The organism is Advenella mandrilli, from assembly GCF_016595155.1.
Taxonomy (GTDB): Bacteria; Pseudomonadota; Gammaproteobacteria; order Burkholderiales; family Burkholderiaceae_B; genus Advenella; species Advenella mandrilli.
Window position 1 is genome coordinate 169,868 of the sequence record NZ_JAENGP010000008.1, and the last position, 20,007, is coordinate 189,874.

A 20,007-nucleotide genomic window follows, 5' to 3' on the forward strand; every position below is an offset into this window, starting at 1 on the left:
TAGGTGATAATATGCTTTGGGTCTGGTTTGGTCTTGCGGTTATGGCACTTATTGCTGAACTGCTTTCGGGCACATTCTATATGTTGCTGGTGGCGTTCGGGCTGGCCGCTTCAGGTATTGTCGCCTATTTTGGTTTTAGCCTGGCCGCACAAGTGGCAACCTGTAGCATTATCGGCATGGCCGGGCTGGTTATTCTTAAAAAAACAGGCGTGCTGTTAAAAAAAGGGCATCTTAAGGCAACCAGCGACAGCAATGTCAATCTGGATATTGGCCAGCACGTAGAGGTAAAGTCATGGACAGATAACCGCACATCAACGGTTTATTACAGAGGTGCCCAGTGGCAGGTAAAACTGGATCCTTCCATTTCTGAAGCACCTTTGCCTGGGCAATATGTCATTGTCGATATCCAAAGTGTCACCCTTGTTTTAAAACCGGTGCATAAGTCGTCGCCAGTTCCAGCCAATCCATAGGAGAATGACCGTGGAATTCGATACATCCATTATTTTCTGGCTTATTGTCTTTATATTAGCCCTGATTATCTTCATTAAAACCATTGCTATTGTTCCCCAACAACATGCATGGATCGTAGAGCGGTTGGGCAAATTCGACAGAACCCTGTCTCCGGGTGCAAAATTTGTTATCCCTTTCATAGAAAAAATTGCCTATAAGCATTCATTAAAAGAAATCCCCCTTGATGTTCCCAGCCAAGTTTGTATTACCCGTGACAATACGCAGTTGCAGGTGGATGGCGTTATTTTCTTTCAGGTTACCGATCCCATGCGGGCCTCGTACGGCTCGTCAAACTACATTGTGGCCATTACCCAGCTTGCGCAAACCACTTTGCGTTCAGTCATTGGCCGTATGGAACTTGATCGCACTTTCGAGGAACGCGATGCGATTAATAGTACTATTGTGTCCTCACTTGATGAAGCCGCGACAAACTGGGGTGTCAAGGTGTTGCGCTATGAAATCAAGGACTTGACACCACCTAGCGAAATTTTACGTGCCATGCAGGCACAAATTACAGCTGAACGTGAAAAACGGGCCCTGATTGCGGCTTCTGAAGGTCGCCGCCAAGAGCAAATCAATATTGCAACCGGTGAGCGTGAAGCGGCCATTGCGCGCTCTGAAGGTGAAAAACAGGCACAAATCAATAATGCCGAGGGTGAAGCCAAGGCAGTTACCACCATTGCAACCGCAACGGCTGAGGCGATTATTAAAGTAGCCAATGCCATTGAGCAGCCGGGTGGTCTTGCCGCCGTTAACTTACAGGTGGCAGAAAATTACGTAGAGGCCTTTGGCAATCTGGCCAAGGAAGGTAATACCCTGATTCTGCCGGGTAATCTGTCAGATATGGGCGGCATGATCGCTTCTGCCATGACGATTATTAAAAATACCAATAAAACACCTACGCCATGAAAAAGAATATCCGCCAGGTAACATTCGATTTACTGCGCAAGTTGGATATCACTACTGTTTTTGGTAATCCGGGGTCTACGGAAGAAACGTTCCTTAAAGAATTTCCGGCTGATTTCCGCTATATCCAAACATTACATGAGGCATCCGCGGTGGCTGCCGCGGATGCCTATGCACAATCCATGCGTAAGGTAGCGCTAGTAAACGTCCATACCTCAGCAGGACTCAGCAATGCCATGAGCAATATGTTAACGGCCTATATGAATCGGACACCCCTGATCATCACAGCTGGTAACCAAACCCGTGAAATGCTCTTAATGGAGCCATGGCTAAGCAATATAGAGCCCGAAACATTACCCAAGCCGTGGGTTAAATGGAGCTACCAGCCCGTTCGGGCAGAAGATGTGCCCGCCGCCTTCATGCGCGCGTATGCCATGGCGTTGCAGCCACCGGCCGGGCCTGTGTTTTTATCAATTCCACTTGATGATTGGGATAAAACGGCCCAAGAAGAGCAGGCGGTTATACGTTCTGTGCCACAGCGTATTGGGTACGATCCGCTACGATTGAAAGCGTTTGCAGATGCAATTATGGCTGCGGAAAATCCTGTCCTGATCTACGGTTCTGCCATTGCCAGAGGGCAGGGCTGGGAAGCTGGCATCACACTGGCCGAGAAATTAAATATTCCTGTTTGGGCCGCGCCAGCATCCGAACGCCCGTCTTTTCCTGAAACCCACCCTTTGTATGTGGGCAGTTTGCCCTTTGCCATTCAACCGCTATCTGAAAAGCTGGAAGGCCATGATCTGGCCGTTGTGATTGGGGCGCCGGTTTTCCGGTATTATCCTTATGTGGCAGGCTCTTATATTCCTGAAGGCTTGCGCCTGTTACATATTTCCGATGATCCGTTAGAAATCGGGCGCGCCCCAGTGGGGGGCGGCCTGTTAAGCGATGCAATCCTGGCGCTTGAAGGTTTGATTGACCTGGTATCTGCCAAAGGGGAGAAACCGCCAGTTGTTGCCAGACAGGTACATAATATGGCTGCCCATCCACCGGTAGTTACACCGGCAACCAACCCGGATACCTTAAGTGCTGCCGGGCTATTCCGTATTTTGCGGGAAGTTTCGCCCAAAGACACTATTCTGATCGAGGAATCCCCGTCCAATCTGGCTGAATTGCATCGTGAATGGCCCATTGAAGCACCGGATTCATTTTATACCTTTGCCAGCGGGTCTTTAGGATGGGGGTTGCCTGCCAGTGTTGGGATTGCGCTGGGTGAAAAAGACAGTGGCCGTAATCGCCCGGTACTTGCCATTATTGGTGATGGTTCAATGCAATACTCAATTCAAGGGCTTTGGAGCGCTGCACAACAGCAATTGCCAATTGTGTATGTCATCCCGAAAAACGGCGAATATACCATTCTGAAATCGTTTGCCGTATTGGAAAAAACACCAAATGTGCCAGGTCTTGACATTCCTGGACTGGATATTGTTGCTTTGGCCAAAGGTTACGGCTGTTATGCCGTGTATGCTGAAACCGCTGAGCAAGTGAAAGCGGCTTGTCAGGAAGCCTTTAAGCGGCAAGGCCCGACGGTCATTGAAGTACCTGTTTTACCGTCTATCCCGCCATTAATTTAATGAGTTAAATTTTTCCTATGCCAAAGAAGGCTCTCTGGAGCCTTCTGTTTTATTGGCGGGTAAGTTCTTTCTTATTGGCGGCGAGTGTCGTGCTTCATGATGCGTTCTTTTTCACGCTGCCAGTCTTTATCGCGGGCGCTGTCACGTTTGTCATGAAGTTTCTTGCCTTTGCCAAGGCCAAATTCCAGCTTGATACGCCCGTTTTTATAATGCAGGTTAAGGGGCACCAGGGTATAACCACGGATTTCCACCTTGCCAATCAACTTGTTGATTTCTTTTTTGTTCATTAGCAATTTGCGTGTGCGCGTTGCATTGGGGTGAATATGGGTGGAAGCGGTGGCCAGTGGGCTGATATGCATATTCAGCAACCAGAGTTCGCCATCACGTACAATAACGTAGCTTTCAGCTAGCTGAACCCTTCCGGCCCGGATGGCTTTTACTTCCCAGCCTTCAAGGACAATTCCGGCTTCAAAATTTTCTTCAATGGAATAGTCGTGGCGGGCTTTACGATTTTCTACAATGCTCATGATTTATATTATAAAAATGCTACAGCCGTTAAAATAGGATTTTTTTATGAAAGTATATTTATGATGTCGGCTTAAGGCCATATTGTAAATGAATACATCACATGAAAATGAAATTTATGGCAATATTGCCCTTAAACGTCCATATTCGTTTATATTCGCCATTGGCTAATTGATTTAATCTGTAAAATTTCTTAATGCATACTGTCCAACGCTCCGTACTTCTTCCTTACAAGGCAAGCCAGATGTTTGATCTGGTTTCCGATGTTGAAAAATATCCAGAATTCATGCCATGGTGTGGCGGCTCGGCCGTCAAAGAACAACTTGAAGACGGCGTGGTGGCATCGGTTACCATCAGTCTGGCAAAAATAAAACAAACATTCACCACTCGCAATACCTACACCTACCCAGGAAAAATAGAACTGAAACTGGTTGATGGCCCGTTTTCCGCGTTAAATGGCACATGGGAATTCATCAAACTGGATGAGGATGCCTGTAAAGTGCTCTTTACCCTTGATTATGCTTTCAACAGTAAAACGCTTGAGATGCTGGTAGGTCCCGTCTTCAACCGTATTGCCAACAGCTTTATTGACTCATTCACCAAACGGGCCCAGGTTGTTTATGGCGACCGCTGATCTTCATATTTCCCTTAGCTTCCCGGTTACGGCCAGCCACATATGGTGTAAAAGTTTTTGCGTGCCGGCCGGAAGCACTATTGCTGATGCTATTGCGATAAGTGGTATAGCCAATGCTTTTCCCGAGCTGGATATTAGTAGCCTTGGAAAGGGGGTGTTTGGTATTAAATGCGCACCTGGGCAAACGGTACAAGAAGGTGACCGGATTGAGCTTTACCGCAAGCTTGTATTTGATCCCAAAGAATCCAGAAGACGCCGGGCGGAACACCGCAAAGCAGGTATCCTGACCAAGAGGCACCTCAGGCAAAAAAAATCACGCATCAATAACTACACCGAACACCGGGATAACACTTAAAAAAAACCATACGACTGAAGGAGGAACAATGTCGTCACCTGTATTATTTACTGAACTCAACACCAATAACGGGCGCAAAATTGGTGTTGCCACGCTTAACCAGCCTAACGTTTTAAACGGGCTTTCACTAGAGATGTGCCGCTTGCTAAGTGAACAGCTTACCCAATGGGAAGAAGACCCGGAAGTGGTACTGGTTATCATGCAAGGCGCCGGTGAAAAGGCATTTTGTGCGGGCGGTGATTTACACGGTTTGTATCAAAGCATGCAAACTTATCAAGGGCAGGGCGCATGGGCGAATACGTATTCACGCGAATTTTTTGAAGTTGAATATAAACTGGATTATCAAATACATACCTACAGCAAACCGGTTATTTGCTGGGGGCACGGTATTGTCATGGGCGGTGGCATTGGCCTGATGATTGGCGCCAGTCACAGAGTGGTGAGCGAAAGTTCCCGCCTTGCCATGCCAGAAGTCAGTATTGGCCTTTTCCCCGATGTGGGTGGAAGCTGGGTATTAAATCATTTGCCAGGCAGAACAGGCTTGTTTCTGGCCAGCACGGGTGCCATTGTCAACACGTCTGATGCGCTTTTTGCCGGTCTTGCCAACTACCAGGTAGAGCATGCAAATTGGGATGCAGTGCTTAATGCCTTGCTTGAATCAGCCTGGCAGGCACCTCAGCAGCGTATAGTCAATGATGATCTTGTGCATACGGTTTTATCTGCGCATCAGGGTAAGCCTGCCGAAGTTGGGCCTTTGCAACAGCATTATGCGTTGATCAATGAAATTTGTGCGCCGGCTGATATTAAAACCATTTACCGCAATATTGCCCTGCTCAAAGACAGTGACAATGCCTGGTTATCCCGTGCCGCCAGCACCATGTTAAAAGGCGCCCCGCTTTCCATGGCGTTGGGAATTACCCTGCAACGTTACGCTTTGCACCTGTCTTTGGTTGATGTTTTTCGTATGGAATATATAGTGGCATTGCATTGTTGTGCCAATGGCCAGTTACAGGAAGGGATTCGGGCCCTGTTGGTGGACAAAGACAAGAACCCTCAATGGGTTCCTTCTGATATTAACGATGTTAGTGATGAATTGTTGGCATCGTATTTTGACGCTCCCTGGCCCAAGCCAGACAGGCATCCCTTGTCTGGCTTGGCGTAATATTAATAATTAATAAACCGGAAATGGTTCTGTTGAATTATTTCCGGATTTCAGGCTTTTCAAGTGAATACGGGATATCAACCAGTTCCACTTTGGGGCCATCAATACCGCCAATGCTTATCTGATTATGTTCCAGAGCCACCAGCTTGGTTTCAAACAGCAAATAGACCTTGCCATCGAAAGCGCTACTATTAACGATTAGACCACACGGTTCATGGCTGTCCTGTGCATCGAATACATCTTTGCCTGGCTGCCAGGTTTCAGGGTCTGTGGCATTGCTAACGATGCCAATTGCCATGCGGCGCTTTAAGGTGCCGCGATAGTGGCTGCGTGCAACCACCTCTTGGCCGGGATAGCATCCCTTGGTAAAACTAATGCCATTAATCGCATCAAAATTGATGCTTTGTGCAATGAACAGTTCCTGATTGTTTTTTTCAATCCATGGGGTGCCGCTTAAGATTTCCAGTGTATCCCATTGTGCGCTGTCTTTATGGTTTAATAAGGAACAGAAACCCTCCTGATTGCTCACCAGGGAGTTATAAATACAGATGAAACGTTTGTTGCCAGCCACATCTGGCAAGGCTATCCAGGTACATCCGTCTTTTGATACAACATTCCATGCGGGTATTTGTTGCAGATCCAACTCAAGCCACTTACCCAATTTTTCGATTGTGGGTGACCAAATTCCCTTGACTGCTAGCGTGTCTGGCGTAAAAACCACCTTTGAGCGCATGACATACATGCGCAGGCGCTTAAGTAACGGCTCGGCAATATCGCTACGAACCAGAAACTTTAAGGCCGGTTCATTATCTGCTGATGCGTCTTTCCAGATAAGAAAGCTGCCCAGAACCCGTCCTTTGGGAGAGCAATAAGCTGAAAGTACGGCATGGTTTTCGGTGGCCAGTTCTATATCCTGGGTGATCTGTCCTTGCAGAAAGCTGCTTGCATCGGCTCCGGTGACAGAGAAAACGGTAAAATGGGTGAGATCACTTTGAAATAAAGTATCGTCAATATGTTCTTGAGGTTCTGAAATCATGGCTATTATCCTGCATTACTGATACAAATTTGAATGTTTAAATAGTACGCCATATTGCTCCGATCGGGTGTATTTCCTGATCCTGATAAAGGTTAATGGCCACTGGTATGCGGTCTCTAATTTTATAGCGTGAAGCCTTTTGGTTCATATCTTTGAATGGATGGTTATTGTCTTTTTGCCTGATACAATTGAGCCTTGTTAAATTACTCCAATACGCTTGTACGCATGAAATTATTCAAGTCCCTTGTTCTGGCTTTTGTTATTTGCGCCCTGTTGCTGGCAGTCGGGTTGGGCGGTAAAGTCTGGCACTGGTCCACTAGCCCCATCCCTATGTCATCTCAAACGGTGGAGTTTACGGTTCCCAAGGGCAGTACCATCCGCACGGTTGCCGAGACCCTGGCCAAAGCCGGATTGGATATTGAGCCGCAGCTATTTATTTTATATGCTCGTTATACTGGGCAGGATGTCCAGCTAAAGGCCGGCGCCTATGAAGTTACCCAGGGCATGACACCGGTTGACGTCCTGGACAAACTGGCCAAAGGGGATATGATCAGGCGCCAGATTGCCCTGATCGAAGGCTGGACTTATCAGCAAATCCGCCAGGCCTTGCTGGCCAATAAGGATATTACACAAACGTTGGCTGATATTACCGATGAAGAATTGTTGAAAAAACTGGGTTCGGACCATACGCATCCTGAAGGCTTGTTTTTTCCTGAAACCTACGTATTTGTGCCAGGTGATAGTGATTTTCAGATTTTAAAGCGGGCTTATGATGAAGGGCAGAAACAGTTGATGCAAGCCTGGGAAAACCGTGATCCCGAGATTCCTCTTAAAACCCCTTATGAAGCCCTGATTCTGGCCTCGATTGTTGAAAAAGAAACCGGTCATAGTCAGGATCGGGATCGGGTGGCTGGTGTGTTCATTAACCGGATCAAGGCAAATATGCTGTTGCAAACAGACCCGACCGTCATTTATGGCATGGGTGACAAATACCAAGGCAGGATTCGCAAAAAAGACCTGCAAACCGACACGCCATGGAATACTTATACCCGTGCGGGACTGCCACCTACGCCTATCGCTATGCCAGGGGCATTGTCCATACAGGCAGCCTTGCACCCTGAAAAACACGGGTTTTATTATTTTGTTGCGCGGGGTGACGGAACCAGTGAGTTTGCCGAAAACCTTAGAAAACACAATCAAAACGTACAAAAATATATTTTGAAAAGGGGTCAGTAATGACAGGGCTTTTTATTACACTGGAAGGCGTTGATGGCGCCGGAAAAAGTACCCACATGAAATGGTTGCCTGATTTTTTCACGCGGCATGGCCTGGAAGTGGTGATGACGCGCGAGCCCGGGGGCACACCAGTAGGTGAGAAATTGCGTGAAATCCTGCTCCATGAAGCCATGAGCCAGGAAACCGAAGCCTTGCTGATGTTTGCCTCACGCCAGGAAAATCTTAACCAGGTCATCAAACCGGCCCTGGCAATTGGCAAGCTGGTGCTTTGCGACCGGTTTACCGATAGTACCTATGCCTATCAGGGGGGGGGCCGTCATTTTGATACCAACAAAATTTCTGTATTGGAAAACTGGGTGCAAGAAGGCCTGAACCCTGATTTAACACTGCTATTTGATGTGCCGCTTGAAGTTTCGCGTGAACGGCTGGGCAGGCACGGCGCCGCCCTTGACCGGTTTGAACAGGAAAACGATGCGTTTTTTGAGGCGGTTCGCAATGCCTATTTACAGCGGGCTGCCAATGACCCGCAGCGGTTTATGCTGATTGATTCCACCTGGCCTTATGAAGAGGTTAAGGAATTTATTGAAACCCGCCTGCTGCAATTTATTGGACAGGGAAAAAATGCACATACCTGAGTTCCTGCCATGGCAGACCGCCATGGCCAGTCAATGGCTGGGTAATAAAGAGCGTTTTTCACATGCCTGGATCATTCATGGCATACCGGGCATAGGCAAACTGAAATTTGCCCATGCGGCCGCTACCAGTTTATTGTGTGAGTCATCCCATAACGGGATTGCTTGCGGGCACTGTGAATCCTGCGGTTGGGTAAAATCGGGCAACCATCCCGATTTACGAATGGTATTGCCCGATGCCCTTGCCGTTAAAGAAGGGCTTGCCACTGCGGCCGAAAATGATGAAGAAAGCGGATCAAAAAAATCCCTCTCCCAGGACATCAGGATAGAGCAGGTTCGCCAGCTTGAAAAACTGTTCACGGTTTCTACCCACCGGGGAGGGTATCGCGTGATTGTGCTGTATCCGGCAGAAAGCCTGAATGCCGCTTCTTCCAATGCTTTGCTTAAAGTCCTTGAAGAGCCGCCAGCAAACACCATTTTTCTTTTGGTCACGCATTCTATCCAGCGTTTGTTGCCTACCTTGCTGTCACGTTGCCGCCGTTTGGCTTTGCCGGTTCCAGAAACCGCCATGGCTTTAGCCTGGCTACAGAAAAACGGGCTTGAAGATGGTCAGGTTTGGCTGGCAGCCACCGGCGGGGCGCCGTTAAGTGCACTGGCTTTTAGCCAGTCTGATTATGAGCCGGTTAAGTACTGGCTTTCGGCGTTTGGTGACAAACTGGCACATCGGGAAATGCCCAATCTTGATAAACTGGCTGAGCAACTGGAAAAGGTACCGGCAAAACAGTGGCTGGACAGCCTTCAACGATTTGTTTTTGACATAAACCTTAACTGTTTCGGACAAGCATCCCGTTATTTTCCCGCCTTGGGGAAAAATGCATCAATTATTGCCGCTAATATGGCGGCAGACAAAATATCGCAGCTGCTTAAATGGTTGGCAGAGCAGCAGCGAATTGCCGATCATCCGCTAAATGCACGCTTGTTTATTATATCTACCCTGCAACGGGTTGCATTAAGCTGTATTTCCAAATAGTCATTAATTTTTTCATAAGTCATTAATCATGTTTGTTGATTCACACTGTCATTTGGATTTCCCTGAATTAAGCCAGGATCTGGATACTATTCTGGACAAAATGAAGCAGAATAATGTTGGGCGCGCCCTGTGTGTTAGCGTCAATTTGCCGGATTGGCCCAGAATCATTGCCCTGATAGAAAAATACCCGCATCTTGTCGGTTCGGTGGGTGTTCATCCTGACTATGCAGATACGCCCGAGCCAACACTTGAGATGCTGTGTGAGCATGCCTTGCACCCCAAAATTGTGGCCATTGGTGAAACCGGGCTTGATTATTATCGCTTAAGCGAACCACTTGATTGGCAAAGAGCGCGTTTTCGGGTTCATATCAAGGCAGGGATACAATCTGGCTTGCCATTAATTGTTCACACCCGCTCATCGGCCGAAGACACGATTCGTCTCATGAAAGAAGAGGGAGCCCATCAGTGCGGTGGCGTCATGCACTGTTTTACTGAAACCTGGGAAGTGGCCCAGGCAGCCATTGAACAGAATTTTTATATTTCGTTCTCGGGTATTGTTACGTTCAAAAATGCTCACCAATTGCATGAGGTGGCACAAAAAGTACCGTTGGAACGTTTGCTGATTGAAACCGATTCACCTTATCTGGCACCGGTTCCTTTTCGAGGCAAATTGAATGATCCCTCCAAGGTGATTCATGTCGCCGAAAAAATTGCCGATCTCAGGGGGGTAACCTTGAAAGAAATAGAAGAGGCTAGTACGGAGAACTTTTTTAGGCTATTCCAAAAAGCAAAAGCGTAAATCAAGGTAAATTTGCCAGTTTTCTTTGCCTTGGTCGTCTTTACGTTTTGTATACTGGATGCCTGTTATGTTTGATATGATTCAGTAAATTGAAAAGGTATGCAATGCGCAATATTAAATTGAAATCTTCTTTGCTGCTTGGGGCCATGGTTTTTTCCCTGTCAGCATTGGCCAATACATCGGGTGCCTGGTGGAATGACATCAAGAATGACCGGGCGTCTTCTGTTAAACAGGCCATAGAAAAAGGGCAAGATGTCAATGTGCTTAACCAGGGTGGCCAGCCGCCAATCATGCAGGCTATCCGTGACAAATCAATGGGGGTATTTGACGTTTTGGTTAGAGCCCCTAATATCAACCTTAATATTGAAAATATTAATCAAGAAACACCATTAATGTATTTGGCAATTATTGGGGATGTACGCCGCGCAGAAAGACTCATCTTTCTGGGTGCCAACGTTAACCACTTGGGGTGGGCACCCTTGCATTATGCCGCTTCAATGGGTCATGTTGACATGATCAAGATGTTGCTGGCCAATGGGGCATTTCCCAATGCTCCGGCGGCAGAAGGAAGTTCGCCCATTTATATGGCGGTAACCTCAAAAAACCCCGAAGCAGTAAAGGTCTTGATGGCGGCTGGTGCAGATCCCAAGGCAGTTAACCAGTTGGGTAAAAGTGCCATAGACCTGGCGAGGGAATTGAAATTGCCTGGTCTTATTGAAATAATGCTTAGATAAACGGACGTCACCATGAAAGCTTTTTCCCGTATGACTCATTTTAATATTCTGTTTTCCCTGGTATTTTTTGGCGTTGGGGCAAATGTCCATGCTGAACAGGTTTATTGTCAAAGCCCTTGGCTCAAGCCTAATGGGAAAATAGAAGGTAATATCAATGGTGGGAAAGGGCATTTCACAATCAGGATCAAGCAGGTTACAAAGGCTGCCGGCAGTGATTGCAGTGCCGACTTGTATATCCAGGCGAATGCTCCCATTGCCGGACAGCAAATCAATGGCTCAGGCAATTTTCGTTTGATGGTTAATAGTGGCGGCTCAGTTTTAAGTGGCTCATTTGATTCAGCAGGATTATTGGGCACCATCATGCGCTCTGTGATTACAAGCCGGGTCAATGGCTATTTCCTTAAGCCTGCCAACATCATCAATGAGCAGTCTGGTTCTTTGCCAGCCCAAACATACAGGGCCGATGCCCAGGCATCAATGTCCTTGCCGTCTTCGATTCCCATTAGCCAGGTCAATGTCGAAAATGCTTTTTTACAGTCTGCCCAACGAAAAATCGGCAAGCAGCAGCCGCTGCAGACCAAAATGGGGCCCATGAGTTGCCAGCCTGTTACCTATACAGGCACCATTTCCAGTGGCCAGATTCAATCCACACTTATTTCCCCTGGCAAGTCCGCACGTAATAAGCCAATAAGCGTAACCGAATGGTATTGCCCTGAAAAGGGCCTAACTATGCAGATGGATATCAAAAGCGGTAATTCGGTTTATACCGTTGCGGTTACAAGCGTAAATTAACTGGTCTCCCTATCTGTCCCTGTTTAAATTTAATCTAAAATAAAGGGGGACAGATTAATACTTCATAACAGAACAAGTACAATCAAGTATTAAGTGACTAAGACTGTTTATTTCACAGGAGAAACTCAATGACTTCAGAAATATCCACTTCGCACCCACTTCCCTCATATTTAAATCCTAATGACTTGGGTGCATGGGGTATCTATCTTCAACAAATTGACCGGGTTACCCCTTATCTAGGTTCCCTTAGCCGTTGGGTAGAAACACTGAAACGACCAAAGCGCTCCTTGATTGTCGATGTTCCTGTTGAACTGGATAACGGTACGATTGCCCATTTTGAAGGTTATCGTGTGCAGCACAATACATCACGCGGCCCGGGCAAGGGTGGCGTACGTTTTCACCAGGATGTCTGCCTGGCAGAAGTAATGGCGTTGGCAGCCTGGATGTCTATTAAAAATGCAGCGGTCAATTTACCCTTTGGCGGTGCCAAAGGCGGTATTCGCATCGATGCACGCAAGTACTCAAAAAAAGAACTTGAACGCGTGACAAGACGCTACACCAGCGAAATTGGTCTTATTATTGGTCCAACCAAAGATATTCCGGCTCCCGATGTAAACACCAGCCCACAAACCATGGCCTGGATGATGGATACCTACTCTATGAATGAGGGCGCGACAGCCACTGGCGTGGTTACCGGTAAGCCTATTTCCCTTGGTGGCAGCCTTGGGCGCGTAGAGGCCACCGGCCGTGGGGTGTTTGTTGCTGCCTGCGAAGCGGCAAAAGATCTCGGTCTTAGTGTTTCCGGTTCAAGGGTGGCTGTACAGGGTTTTGGTAATGTGGGTGGTACTGCGGCCCGCCTGTTTCACGAAACAGGTGCCAAGGTGGTTGCCATTCAAGATCATACCGGCACGATTCACAATGAAAATGGTATCAATATCCACGACTTGTTAAATTATGTCGAAGATCATGCCGGCATCATGGGTTTTACAGAGGCTGCCGCCATTTCAAATGAAGACTTCTGGAGTGTTTCCAGCGATTTCCTTATTCCGGCAGCGCTTGAGAGTCAAATTACCATAAAAAATGCAGACCAGATCAAGACCAAAATCCTGGTAGAAGGTGCCAACGGTCCAACCACTCCCGAAGCAGATGACATTCTTACCCGGAAAGGGGTGTATATTGTTCCTGACGTTATTTCCAACGCAGGCGGTGTAACGGTTAGCTATTTCGAGTGGGTACAGGATTTTTCAAGTTTTTTCTGGAGTGAAGAAGAAATTAACCAGCGTCTTGAGCGTCTCATGCGTGATGCCTATCGCTCTGTCTCTAATGTAGCCAAACATCATCAGGTAAGTTTGCGGACCGCGGCATTTATTGTTGCTTGCACTCGCATACTAGAGGCGCGCGAAGTACGGGGTCTTTACCCATAATTTTTTTGTAAAAATTTGCGGTGTTTAACCCTGGTTTTAATGGACCCGCTACAAGAGCCCGTTAAAACCGGGGTTTCTTTTTAACTGTAAACCTTAGTTTTTTTCTAAAGATTGTGCGGTTTGCCCAAACAGGATTTTTCTGGATTCTTCATCATGTACGGTTGGTGAGGGGTTAATTTCATGGGCTATTTCATAAGCGCGTATCGTTGCAGGTCGTGCTTTTATTAATTCATACCAGCGTTGCAGGTTGGGAAAATCGGCCAGATCTTGTCCCTGTTTTTCATGGGACACAATCCATGGATAGCAAGCCATGTCGGCAATGGAATATTGGCCTGCAATATAAACCCGGTCTTCCAGGTGTTTATTCAGGACACCATACAAACGGTTGGTTTCATTACGATAGCGTTCAATGGCATAGGGTATTTTTTCAGTGGCGTATTGTGAAAAATGATGATTTTGACCAGCCATGGGACCTAAGCCAGCCATTTGCCAATATAGCCATTGCAATGTTTCTGTCCTGATCCTTAAATCGGAAGATAGAAATTTACCGGTTTTATTAGCCAGGTAATGCAACATTGTACCGGACTCAAAAATTGAAATAGGCTCACCTTGATCAATCGGGTGATGATCTACCATAGCGGGTATACGATTGTTGGGTGCGATTTTCAGGAAGTCAGGAGAAAACTGTTCTCCCTTGGAGATATTGACAGGAATAATTTTATATTCAAGACCTGTTTCCTCCAGGAAAATCGTAATTTTATGTCCGTTGGGTGTTGTCCAGTAATAAAGATCAATCATGATAAGGCTTCCTTAATATCGGTTTCTATTTGTTCAGGTTTGGTTACAGGGGCATAACGCTTGATAACTTCACCCTGGCGGTTAATTAAAAATTTAGTGAAGTTCCATTTAATATTTTGGCTACCCAAAACCCCGCGCTTTTCTTTTTTTAACCAAGTATACAATGGATGTTCGTGACTGCCATTAACATCAATCTTGCTCATGATGGTAAAGCTGACGTCATAATTCAATTGGCAAAAAGAAATAATTTCTTTATTGCTGCCGGGTTCCTGGTGACCAAACTGGTTGCATGGAAAGGCAATAATTTCAAACCCCTGTTTTTTATAGGTCTGATAAAGTTTTTCAAGGCCATTATATTGAGGGGTAAAACCACAATTAGAGGCCACGTTGACAATAAGCACCGTTTTGCCTTTCAGGCTGGATAATTCAAGTGTGGCGCCGTCTGCTTTAGCGGCAGAAAAATCATAGAGCGTGTTCATGTTGGGTTTTTCTCCATTTCATCCCGGATCGGGCTACGGGACGTAACTGCGCATCCTATCGATGCGCTAACAATAAAGGCAATGGCCAGCCATTGTGGAAATGTCAGGAACTCATGTAAAAGAATAACACCTGCAACGGCTCCCATGGCGGGTTCAAGACTAAGTAAAACGCTCATGGTTTTACGGGGTAGGGCACGCAGGGAAATCATTTCAAGCGAGTAGGGGATCGCACTGGACATAATGGCGACGCCCAGACCAAAGAGCATTAGGGAGGGATTCAGCAGAGCCGTACCTGCGTGTTCAATACCAAAAGGTAAAACCACCAGGGCGGAAACGGTAATACCCAAAGAAGATGCCTGCCCCGGGTGAATGTTGCGGGTTCGTTGGCCAAAAATGATATACAGGGCCCAACCTGCGCCAGCAATCGCGGCATAGGTTACACCAACCGGGTCCAGGGCAGCGATTGAATCTTGCTGTGGAATAAGCATATATAAGCCAGCTGCCACCATGGCAATCCATAGAAAATCAATTTTTTTACGTGAAGAAAAAATGGCCAGGGACAGAGGGCCGATAAACTCAATAGCTACCGCAATACCCAAGGGAATAGTGCGCAGCGACATGTAAAACAGGAAATTGATGGATGCCAAAGACAAGCCATACAGAATAATGCTTAAGGCATCTTTGCGATTAAGCTTAAAACGCCAGGGTCGCCATATGCAACATAATAGCAGTGCCGAAAAAACGAGTCGGTAAGTGGTTGTTCCTTGCGCGCCCACTTCGGAAAACAGGGATTTGGCAAATGAAGTACCAATACACAATGAGGCCATGGAGCCAATGAGCGCAATAATTCCCAGTGTTTGAGAATAGGCAGGAGAAGAGGGCGTTGACATGGGGGTAAATATTACACGTATCAAAGGGGAAATGATCCATTCTATCGGATTGGAAATTTAATTGTTAAATGGCATTACTCATGCGTGTTTGGCGTAGGTAAACTGTTGCTTTTCCCCATAAAACAATGCCTTTACAGCATCACTGTAAAGGCATTGGATTGCATTTGAAAATTATTATAAATATTTATTAAATTATTTATTTCATTTCAAGCTGGCTTTTCTCAACCACTGATTTTGCCAGGTCGTAATTATCCTTGATTTGTTTGGCAAACTCTTCAGGTGTATTACCTGCCGGAAAAGCGCCTTGTTTTTCAAGGGCAGCAACAATTTTGGGTTCTTTAAGCGCCTCGCGTACTGCCTTGTTCAGTTTTTCAATAACATCGCCTGGGGTTCCTGCCGGTGCCAGCAAACCGTAGAATACGCCATTATTCAATTGCGGGTATCCCATTTCTTCATAGGTGGGAACATCGGGAAGATCTTTCATGCGCTCGGGCCAGGCAACCGCCATGGCTTTAAGCTTGCCAGTTTGCAGATGAGGCATGGAAGAGGGCAGGTTATCGAACAAGCTATGAACCTGGCCACCCAGTGTATCGGCCACGGCAGGGCCAGAGCCTTTATAAGGGACATGTACCAGGTCAACACCAATCGCCTGTTTGAACGCTTCACCATTTAAGTTCCCAATACTGCAGATGCCCGGTGAGGCATAGGTGTATTTATTGGGATTGTCTTTTAATACCTGTACGAATTCCTTGAAGTTATTGGCTGGAACGCCTGGGTTCACAACAATAACGTTAGGTGTGTTAACAAAATTACTAACGGGTGCAAAGTCTTTTTGTGCGTCGTAGGGCAAATCATTAGGACGGCATGCCGGATTCACCGCCATGGTGGATACGGTGGCTATGGATAGGGTATAGCCATCGGGTTTTGCCCGTGCTGCTTCTGCTGCGCCAATAGCGCCACCGGCCCCTCCCTTGTTCTCCACCACCAAGGATTGCCCCAGGATTTTGGACATTTCCTGGGCCACAATACGGGTAACAATATCAGTTGAGCCACCCGGAGCAAAAGGGACAATAACCCTGATTGGCTGGCTGGGATAATTGGCGGTTGCATGAGCAAGGCCACTGAGTGTTACGGTACCAAGGGTTGCCGCCAGTACGAATGCTTGTTTTAATTTCATTAAATCCTCCTGAATCAGCGCACAAGTGTATATATAAATAAAAAACAGTAATATGGGTAAATACCATGACAAAAATGATAACCACTTATCGTTTGCCTGATTTGCTGATTAGTTGGCTTAACCCGCTTTAATCGGCACTTTATGCAATAAGGAAATAATTGCCGTAATTGTCACGTTGCCAGGATTAAAGTAATTGGCGATCCAGGGCATTGAAAATACAGAAAGAAATTCCAATATCGTGGAAGTTATAAATGTTAGAATAAACGTTTGAATTAATTTACTTCATTCAAACAAAGGTTTTAATAATGAAAAAACGGTTATTATCGGCCGCTGCCATGCTGGCCATCTCCTCTGTTGCTTATGCTGGTAATAACACAATTACCGTTTTCCAAGATCCTAATTGCGGCTGCTGTGATGGCTGGAGCCAGCATATGCAAGATGCCGGTTTCAAGATTAAATCCATTAAAACCGGCAATATGACTGCCGTAAAAGAAAAGCTGGGCGTGCCGTTAAACCTGGCTTCCTGTCATACCGCGGTTGTTGAAGGGACTGGGCAAATAATTGAAGGGCATGTTCCCGCTGCGGCAGTCCATAAAATGCTGGCCAATGCATCAGTCAAGGGTGTGGCCGCACCAGGCATGCCGTTAAATTCTCCCGGAATGGGGGCCATGGATGGTAACCTGGTCACGGTTGATTTTAACGGACAGCCGTTTTCAAAAGACTAACCAGAGGCGCGGCAAACCACGCACTTCAGAAGGCGTCATGAACCCGTTTGTAACCGGCCTGTTTAATGGCATGGGCGGTAGGGTCGGCAATATGCAACAATGGAATTTGTGTGGCTGATTCAATAACGGGCGCTACTTTGTGCATGGTATTGGTACACAGCACCAGGAAATCAGCACCTGCCTGTTGCAAAAGTAGGGCGGCATCAGCCAGTATCTGTTCGAGTTTTTCTATTTGTATCTCATATTGACAGAAGCGTATCCAGAATAGCAGAATCAGTTAGCTTTAACACGATATTGTTGCTGTACCAACCTGGATAAATAAGGAGTATCGAATGTCAAAAACATATAAAGTAGGGTATTTGGTGGGAAGTCTGGCAACCGCTTCCATTAACCGGTTACTTTCAAAAGCGCTGGTTAACCTGGTACCACCCCAGTTGCAAATGATAGAAATTCCGTTCAGGGATCTGCCTATTTACAGTTATGATTATGACGCTGATTTCCCAGCAGTGGCTCGTGAATTCAAGAAGTCACTGGCTGAAGTTGATGCCGTCTTATTCATTACGCCCGAATATAACCGGTCTATTCCCGGTGGTCTTAAAAACGCTATTGACTGGGCCAGCCGTCCTTATGGACAAAACTCCTTTACCCACAAGCCATCTGCGGTTATTGGAACTTCACCCGGTTCAATAGGGACAGCGGTTGGACAGCAACATTTGCGCGGATTATTAAGTTTCTGCAATTCACCCCAAATGAATTCCCCAGAAGCCTATATCCAGTTCAAGCCGGGTTTGATTACTGAAGACGGGAGAGTCACCGACGAATCCACCGAAGCTTTCCTGAAAAAATACATGGAAGAATTCCATCAATTCATTACAAGGGTGTGTTCAGTGCTGCCTCCGAACGCTTAAGGCCCGGGTTAATCCATGTCCAGGATGTATTATTGAAATTATTCCTTCCACTGTGTTTTTGCTGCGAATACGGATGAGATAATTTAATTGGATGAATGCTGAGTTGCCTTTTACTGGACGGGTAATAGGCAATTCGGCATTTGTTAATGTCAGTTATTTCAGCTGTATGCTGTCATAATATTATTCGCATAATGTATATTATGTAAAGTAAATAATATATGAATTTTTGTATCTTCCCCTTTCAAGGCCCGCTGTTCAATTTCAATCCATTACCAGAGCATTCAGCAAGTTGTTTTCTTGAACAAGTCCCGCTGCATTCCCCCACCTGAACCTTAATGGTTAGGTGTCGGGTCAAGGCGGGAATCTTTGCCGGAAGTGGTTTGTTGGTCAATGTAGTGTCTGACGGTTTCCGGTGTGACCGCCCCTGCGGAAGCGACAAAATAGGCCCGATGCCGGAAATACGGCTTCCCGTAAAACCGGTTTAACCCGTCTCCAAAGCGGTTATGTACCGTATAATACTATTTAGTATGAAAGGTCAATTACTGCACATCACCCCCAGCAAACAACAGGCGCATATCCTGATGCGCTGGATCGGTTGCCAGCGGTTTATCTATAACGCCAAAGTGCAGGATGACCGCTACTTCCGCACGTTTGCCCGCAAGTCCTTGCAACTGGTGGGCCAGTATGCCCCGATTGACCAGACCTATTCCCAGTATAAAGCCCAAGCCCCTTTCCTGAAGGAAGTGCCCAGCCAGATATTACGCAATGGTGCAGTCCGATGGCGGGACGCTTACAGCCGCTTCTTTGCCAGGCTGGGGGGACGGCCCAAATTCAAGCAACGCCATGGTCGGCAATCCATGCTGGTCACGTCAGTGATGCCAAGGGAGTCATTGGTCAGAATTTGTTGACGGTGAACGACCGCAGCAATGCGAGGAAAGAACAACGCAAGAAACGCTATCAGCGCCAGATGGCCCGACAACAAAAAGGGTCAAAACGCTACCAGCGTACCCGGCTTAACGTGGCCCGAATTCAACGTTACCGGGCCAACTGCATCAAGAATATGGCCCATCAGGTCAGTCATCACTTGGTAGCCGATAGCACCACCATGGTCGTGGCGTTGGAAGATTTAAGCCTGAAGAATATGACGGCCAGTGCCAAAGGTACCGTAGACCAGCCCGGTAAGCAGGTGCGCCAGAAGGCCGGGCTGAACCGCTCCATCCTGCAATCGGGCTGGGGCCAGTTACGCCAGTATCTTTTATATAAGACATTCCAGCGGGGCAAGCTGCTTGTGTTTGTACCGCCCCATAACACTTCCCAGGAGTGTTCCCGTTGTGGAACGATAGACAAGGCTTCCCGACGTCATCAGTCCGGTTTTGCCTGTACCGCTTGTGGATTTACCGACAATGCGGATCGCAATGCAGCACGGGTGATTGCCCGTCATGCTGCGTATGGCCTGATCCGAAACAAACAACCGGGGCAGGAACTGTCCACGGTAACGCTCCGCCCCATACCGTATTGACAGCTTAAAACTTGTTTTTTACAGCTGCACTCGCCAGGGCAATAACTCGTCTACGCGATTAACCGGATAGTCAGCAATCACCGACAGCACATGACACAGGTACGC

Annotated in this window: 25 protein-coding genes; 17 read left to right on the forward strand and 8 right to left on the reverse strand. The window is 46.9% G+C overall.

Features of this window, described 5'->3' with window-relative positions; all coding sequences use genetic code 11:
- Positions 1-11: 11 nt before the first annotated feature.
- Genes JHL22_RS08380 through mdlC form a run of 3 tightly spaced genes read left to right on the forward strand, consistent with a single transcriptional unit; the run spans position 12 to position 3,047 of the window.
- Positions 12-470: an NfeD family protein gene (locus tag JHL22_RS08380; protein ID WP_200235916.1), complete on the forward strand. Its 459-nt coding sequence runs from the start codon at positions 12-14 to the stop codon at positions 468-470.
- 10 nt (positions 471-480) lie between these two features.
- Entirely contained in the window at positions 481-1,419 is a 939-nt protein-coding gene (locus JHL22_RS08385) for an SPFH domain-containing protein (protein ID WP_329610655.1), read from the forward strand.
- Entirely contained in the window at positions 1,416-3,047 is a 1,632-nt protein-coding gene (mdlC, locus tag JHL22_RS08390) for a benzoylformate decarboxylase (RefSeq protein ID WP_200235920.1), read from the forward strand. Before JHL22_RS08385 ends, mdlC begins: the two co-directional genes overlap by 4 nt.
- A 71-nt stretch (positions 3,048-3,118) precedes the next feature.
- Here mdlC and smpB read toward each other — a convergent pair whose 3' ends face one another.
- Entirely contained in the window at positions 3,119-3,574 is a 456-nt protein-coding gene (smpB, locus tag JHL22_RS08395) for an SsrA-binding protein SmpB (protein ID WP_200235922.1), read from the reverse strand.
- 194 nt (positions 3,575-3,768) lie between these two features.
- On the opposite strand from smpB, the gene JHL22_RS08400 reads away from it, so the two are divergent.
- The 3 genes from JHL22_RS08400 to JHL22_RS08410 are packed head-to-tail and all read left to right on the forward strand — an operon-like array spanning position 3,769 to position 5,723.
- Positions 3,769-4,206, forward strand: coding sequence for a type II toxin-antitoxin system RatA family toxin (locus JHL22_RS08400; RefSeq protein ID WP_200235924.1), 438 nt, complete (start codon positions 3,769-3,771; stop codon positions 4,204-4,206).
- Positions 4,193-4,561 carry an RnfH family protein gene (locus JHL22_RS08405; RefSeq protein ID WP_200235926.1) on the forward strand — a complete coding sequence of 123 codons (369 nt, stop codon included), beginning with the start codon at positions 4,193-4,195 and terminating at the stop codon, positions 4,559-4,561. The genes JHL22_RS08400 and JHL22_RS08405 overlap by 14 nt, the downstream gene beginning before the upstream one ends.
- Positions 4,562-4,589: 28 nt before the next feature.
- Positions 4,590-5,723: an enoyl-CoA hydratase/isomerase family protein gene (locus JHL22_RS08410; protein ID WP_200235928.1), complete on the forward strand. Its 1,134-nt coding sequence runs from the start codon at positions 4,590-4,592 to the stop codon at positions 5,721-5,723.
- A gap of 37 nt (positions 5,724-5,760) precedes the next feature.
- Here the strand turns inward: JHL22_RS08410 and ygfZ are convergent, their stop codons facing one another.
- Positions 5,761-6,759 carry a CAF17-like 4Fe-4S cluster assembly/insertion protein YgfZ gene (gene ygfZ, locus JHL22_RS08415; RefSeq protein ID WP_200235930.1) on the reverse strand — a complete coding sequence of 333 codons (999 nt, stop codon included), beginning with the start codon at positions 6,757-6,759 and terminating at the stop codon, positions 5,761-5,763.
- Positions 6,760-6,984: 225 nt separating this feature from the next.
- Here ygfZ and mltG point away from each other — a divergent pair, with 225 nt between their 5' ends.
- The 7 genes from mltG to JHL22_RS08450 all read left to right on the forward strand — a co-directional run bounded on the left by mltG (position 6,985) and on the right by JHL22_RS08450 (position 13,406).
- A complete protein-coding gene (gene mltG / locus JHL22_RS08420; RefSeq protein ID WP_200235932.1) occupies positions 6,985-7,995 on the forward strand; it encodes an endolytic transglycosylase MltG in 1,011 nt (336 codons plus the stop codon).
- Complete coding sequence (tmk, locus tag JHL22_RS08425; RefSeq protein WP_200235934.1) at positions 7,995-8,630, forward strand: dTMP kinase; 636 nt, start codon at positions 7,995-7,997, stop codon at positions 8,628-8,630. The genes mltG and tmk overlap by 1 nt, the downstream gene beginning before the upstream one ends.
- A complete protein-coding gene (gene holB, locus JHL22_RS08430) occupies positions 8,617-9,657 on the forward strand; it encodes a DNA polymerase III subunit delta' (RefSeq protein ID WP_200235936.1) in 1,041 nt (346 codons plus the stop codon). The genes tmk and holB overlap by 14 nt, the downstream gene beginning before the upstream one ends.
- 28 nt (positions 9,658-9,685) lie before the next feature.
- Entirely contained in the window at positions 9,686-10,456 is a 771-nt protein-coding gene (locus JHL22_RS08435) for a TatD family hydrolase (protein ID WP_200235939.1), read from the forward strand.
- Between the two features lie 104 nt (positions 10,457-10,560).
- Complete coding sequence (locus JHL22_RS08440) at positions 10,561-11,190, forward strand: ankyrin repeat domain-containing protein (protein WP_200235941.1); 630 nt, start codon at positions 10,561-10,563, stop codon at positions 11,188-11,190.
- A gap of 12 nt (positions 11,191-11,202) precedes the next feature.
- Entirely contained in the window at positions 11,203-11,982 is a 780-nt protein-coding gene (locus JHL22_RS08445; protein ID WP_200235943.1) for a hypothetical protein, read from the forward strand.
- Between the two features lie 128 nt (positions 11,983-12,110).
- Positions 12,111-13,406, forward strand: coding sequence for a Glu/Leu/Phe/Val family dehydrogenase (locus tag JHL22_RS08450; RefSeq protein WP_200235945.1), 1,296 nt, complete (start codon positions 12,111-12,113; stop codon positions 13,404-13,406).
- A gap of 93 nt (positions 13,407-13,499) precedes the next feature.
- Here the strand turns inward: JHL22_RS08450 and JHL22_RS08455 are convergent, their stop codons facing one another.
- The 4 genes from JHL22_RS08455 to JHL22_RS08470 form a co-directional block, all read right to left on the reverse strand.
- A complete protein-coding gene (locus tag JHL22_RS08455) occupies positions 13,500-14,204 on the reverse strand; it encodes a glutathione binding-like protein (protein ID WP_200235947.1) in 705 nt (234 codons plus the stop codon).
- Positions 14,201-14,683, reverse strand: coding sequence for a glutathione peroxidase (locus JHL22_RS08460; RefSeq protein WP_200235949.1), 483 nt, complete (start codon positions 14,681-14,683; stop codon positions 14,201-14,203). The genes JHL22_RS08455 and JHL22_RS08460 overlap by 4 nt, the downstream gene beginning before the upstream one ends.
- The gene (locus JHL22_RS08465) at positions 14,680-15,573 is read right to left on the reverse strand and encodes an EamA family transporter (protein ID WP_200235977.1); all 894 of its coding nucleotides are present in this window, start codon (positions 15,571-15,573) and stop codon (positions 14,680-14,682) included. Before JHL22_RS08465 ends, JHL22_RS08460 begins: the two co-directional genes overlap by 4 nt.
- A gap of 196 nt (positions 15,574-15,769) precedes the next feature.
- Positions 15,770-16,750, reverse strand: coding sequence for a tripartite tricarboxylate transporter substrate binding protein BugE (locus tag JHL22_RS08470; RefSeq protein ID WP_200235951.1), 981 nt, complete (start codon positions 16,748-16,750; stop codon positions 15,770-15,772).
- Positions 16,751-17,055: 305 nt separating this feature from the next.
- Between JHL22_RS08470 and JHL22_RS08475 the strand changes: the two genes are divergently transcribed.
- The gene (locus tag JHL22_RS08475; protein WP_200235953.1) at positions 17,056-17,475 is read left to right on the forward strand and encodes a DUF411 domain-containing protein; all 420 of its coding nucleotides are present in this window, start codon (positions 17,056-17,058) and stop codon (positions 17,473-17,475) included.
- Positions 17,476-17,500: 25 nt separating this feature from the next.
- Here JHL22_RS08475 and JHL22_RS16195 read toward each other — a convergent pair whose 3' ends face one another.
- Positions 17,501-17,752 carry an aspartate/glutamate racemase family protein gene (locus JHL22_RS16195; RefSeq protein ID WP_200235979.1) on the reverse strand — a complete coding sequence of 84 codons (252 nt, stop codon included), beginning with the start codon at positions 17,750-17,752 and terminating at the stop codon, positions 17,501-17,503.
- A 55-nt stretch (positions 17,753-17,807) separates the two neighbouring features.
- Between JHL22_RS16195 and JHL22_RS08485 the strand changes: the two genes are divergently transcribed.
- From JHL22_RS08485 to JHL22_RS08500, 3 genes are all read left to right on the forward strand, one after another.
- Complete coding sequence (locus JHL22_RS08485) at positions 17,808-18,383, forward strand: NADPH-dependent FMN reductase (protein WP_200235955.1); 576 nt, start codon at positions 17,808-17,810, stop codon at positions 18,381-18,383.
- Positions 18,384-18,910: 527 nt separating this feature from the next.
- Positions 18,911-19,291 (forward strand): helix-turn-helix domain-containing protein, encoded by a 381-nt coding sequence (locus JHL22_RS08495; RefSeq protein ID WP_200235957.1) that lies wholly within the window; start codon positions 18,911-18,913, stop codon positions 19,289-19,291.
- 2 nt (positions 19,292-19,293) lie between these two features.
- Complete coding sequence (locus tag JHL22_RS08500) at positions 19,294-19,902, forward strand: RNA-guided endonuclease InsQ/TnpB family protein (protein WP_200235959.1); 609 nt, start codon at positions 19,294-19,296, stop codon at positions 19,900-19,902.
- A gap of 18 nt (positions 19,903-19,920) precedes the next feature.
- Here JHL22_RS08500 and JHL22_RS08505 read toward each other — a convergent pair.
- Positions 19,921-20,007, reverse strand: an 87-nt coding sequence (locus JHL22_RS08505) for a transposase domain-containing protein (RefSeq protein ID WP_200235981.1), incomplete at its 5' end; no start/stop codon positions are given.

Coding starts and splice junctions, on each gene's coding strand:
- JHL22_RS08450 (WP_200235945.1), top strand. CDS start 12,111: ATGACTTCAGAAATATCCACTTCGCACCCACTTCCCTCATATTTAAAT.
- mltG (WP_200235932.1), top strand. CDS start 6,985: ATGAAATTATTCAAGTCCCTTGTTCTGGCTTTTGTTATTTGCGCCCTG.
- JHL22_RS08460 (WP_200235949.1), bottom strand. CDS start 14,683: ATGAACACGCTCTATGATTTTTCTGCCGCTAAAGCAGACGGCGCCACA.
- JHL22_RS08470 (WP_200235951.1), bottom strand. CDS start 16,750: ATGAAATTAAAACAAGCATTCGTACTGGCGGCAACCCTTGGTACCGTA.
- JHL22_RS08485 (WP_200235955.1), top strand. CDS start 17,808: ATGTCAAAAACATATAAAGTAGGGTATTTGGTGGGAAGTCTGGCAACC.
- holB (WP_200235936.1), top strand. CDS start 8,617: ATGCACATACCTGAGTTCCTGCCATGGCAGACCGCCATGGCCAGTCAA.
- JHL22_RS08400 (WP_200235924.1), top strand. CDS start 3,769: ATGCATACTGTCCAACGCTCCGTACTTCTTCCTTACAAGGCAAGCCAG.
- mdlC (WP_200235920.1), top strand. CDS start 1,416: ATGAAAAAGAATATCCGCCAGGTAACATTCGATTTACTGCGCAAGTTG.
- JHL22_RS08475 (WP_200235953.1), top strand. CDS start 17,056: ATGAAAAAACGGTTATTATCGGCCGCTGCCATGCTGGCCATCTCCTCT.
- JHL22_RS08465 (WP_200235977.1), bottom strand. CDS start 15,573: ATGTCAACGCCCTCTTCTCCTGCCTATTCTCAAACACTGGGAATTATT.
- JHL22_RS08410 (WP_200235928.1), top strand. CDS start 4,590: ATGTCGTCACCTGTATTATTTACTGAACTCAACACCAATAACGGGCGC.
- JHL22_RS08435 (WP_200235939.1), top strand. CDS start 9,686: ATGTTTGTTGATTCACACTGTCATTTGGATTTCCCTGAATTAAGCCAG.
- tmk (WP_200235934.1), top strand. CDS start 7,995: ATGACAGGGCTTTTTATTACACTGGAAGGCGTTGATGGCGCCGGAAAA.
- JHL22_RS08440 (WP_200235941.1), top strand. CDS start 10,561: ATGCGCAATATTAAATTGAAATCTTCTTTGCTGCTTGGGGCCATGGTT.
- ygfZ (WP_200235930.1), bottom strand. CDS start 6,759: ATGATTTCAGAACCTCAAGAACATATTGACGATACTTTATTTCAAAGT.
- JHL22_RS08405 (WP_200235926.1), top strand. CDS start 4,193: ATGGCGACCGCTGATCTTCATATTTCCCTTAGCTTCCCGGTTACGGCC.
- JHL22_RS08445 (WP_200235943.1), top strand. CDS start 11,203: ATGAAAGCTTTTTCCCGTATGACTCATTTTAATATTCTGTTTTCCCTG.
- JHL22_RS08495 (WP_200235957.1), top strand. CDS start 18,911: ATGAAAGGTCAATTACTGCACATCACCCCCAGCAAACAACAGGCGCAT.
- JHL22_RS08380 (WP_200235916.1), top strand. CDS start 12: ATGCTTTGGGTCTGGTTTGGTCTTGCGGTTATGGCACTTATTGCTGAA.
- JHL22_RS08455 (WP_200235947.1), bottom strand. CDS start 14,204: ATGATTGATCTTTATTACTGGACAACACCCAACGGACATAAAATTACG.
- smpB (WP_200235922.1), bottom strand. CDS start 3,574: ATGAGCATTGTAGAAAATCGTAAAGCCCGCCACGACTATTCCATTGAA.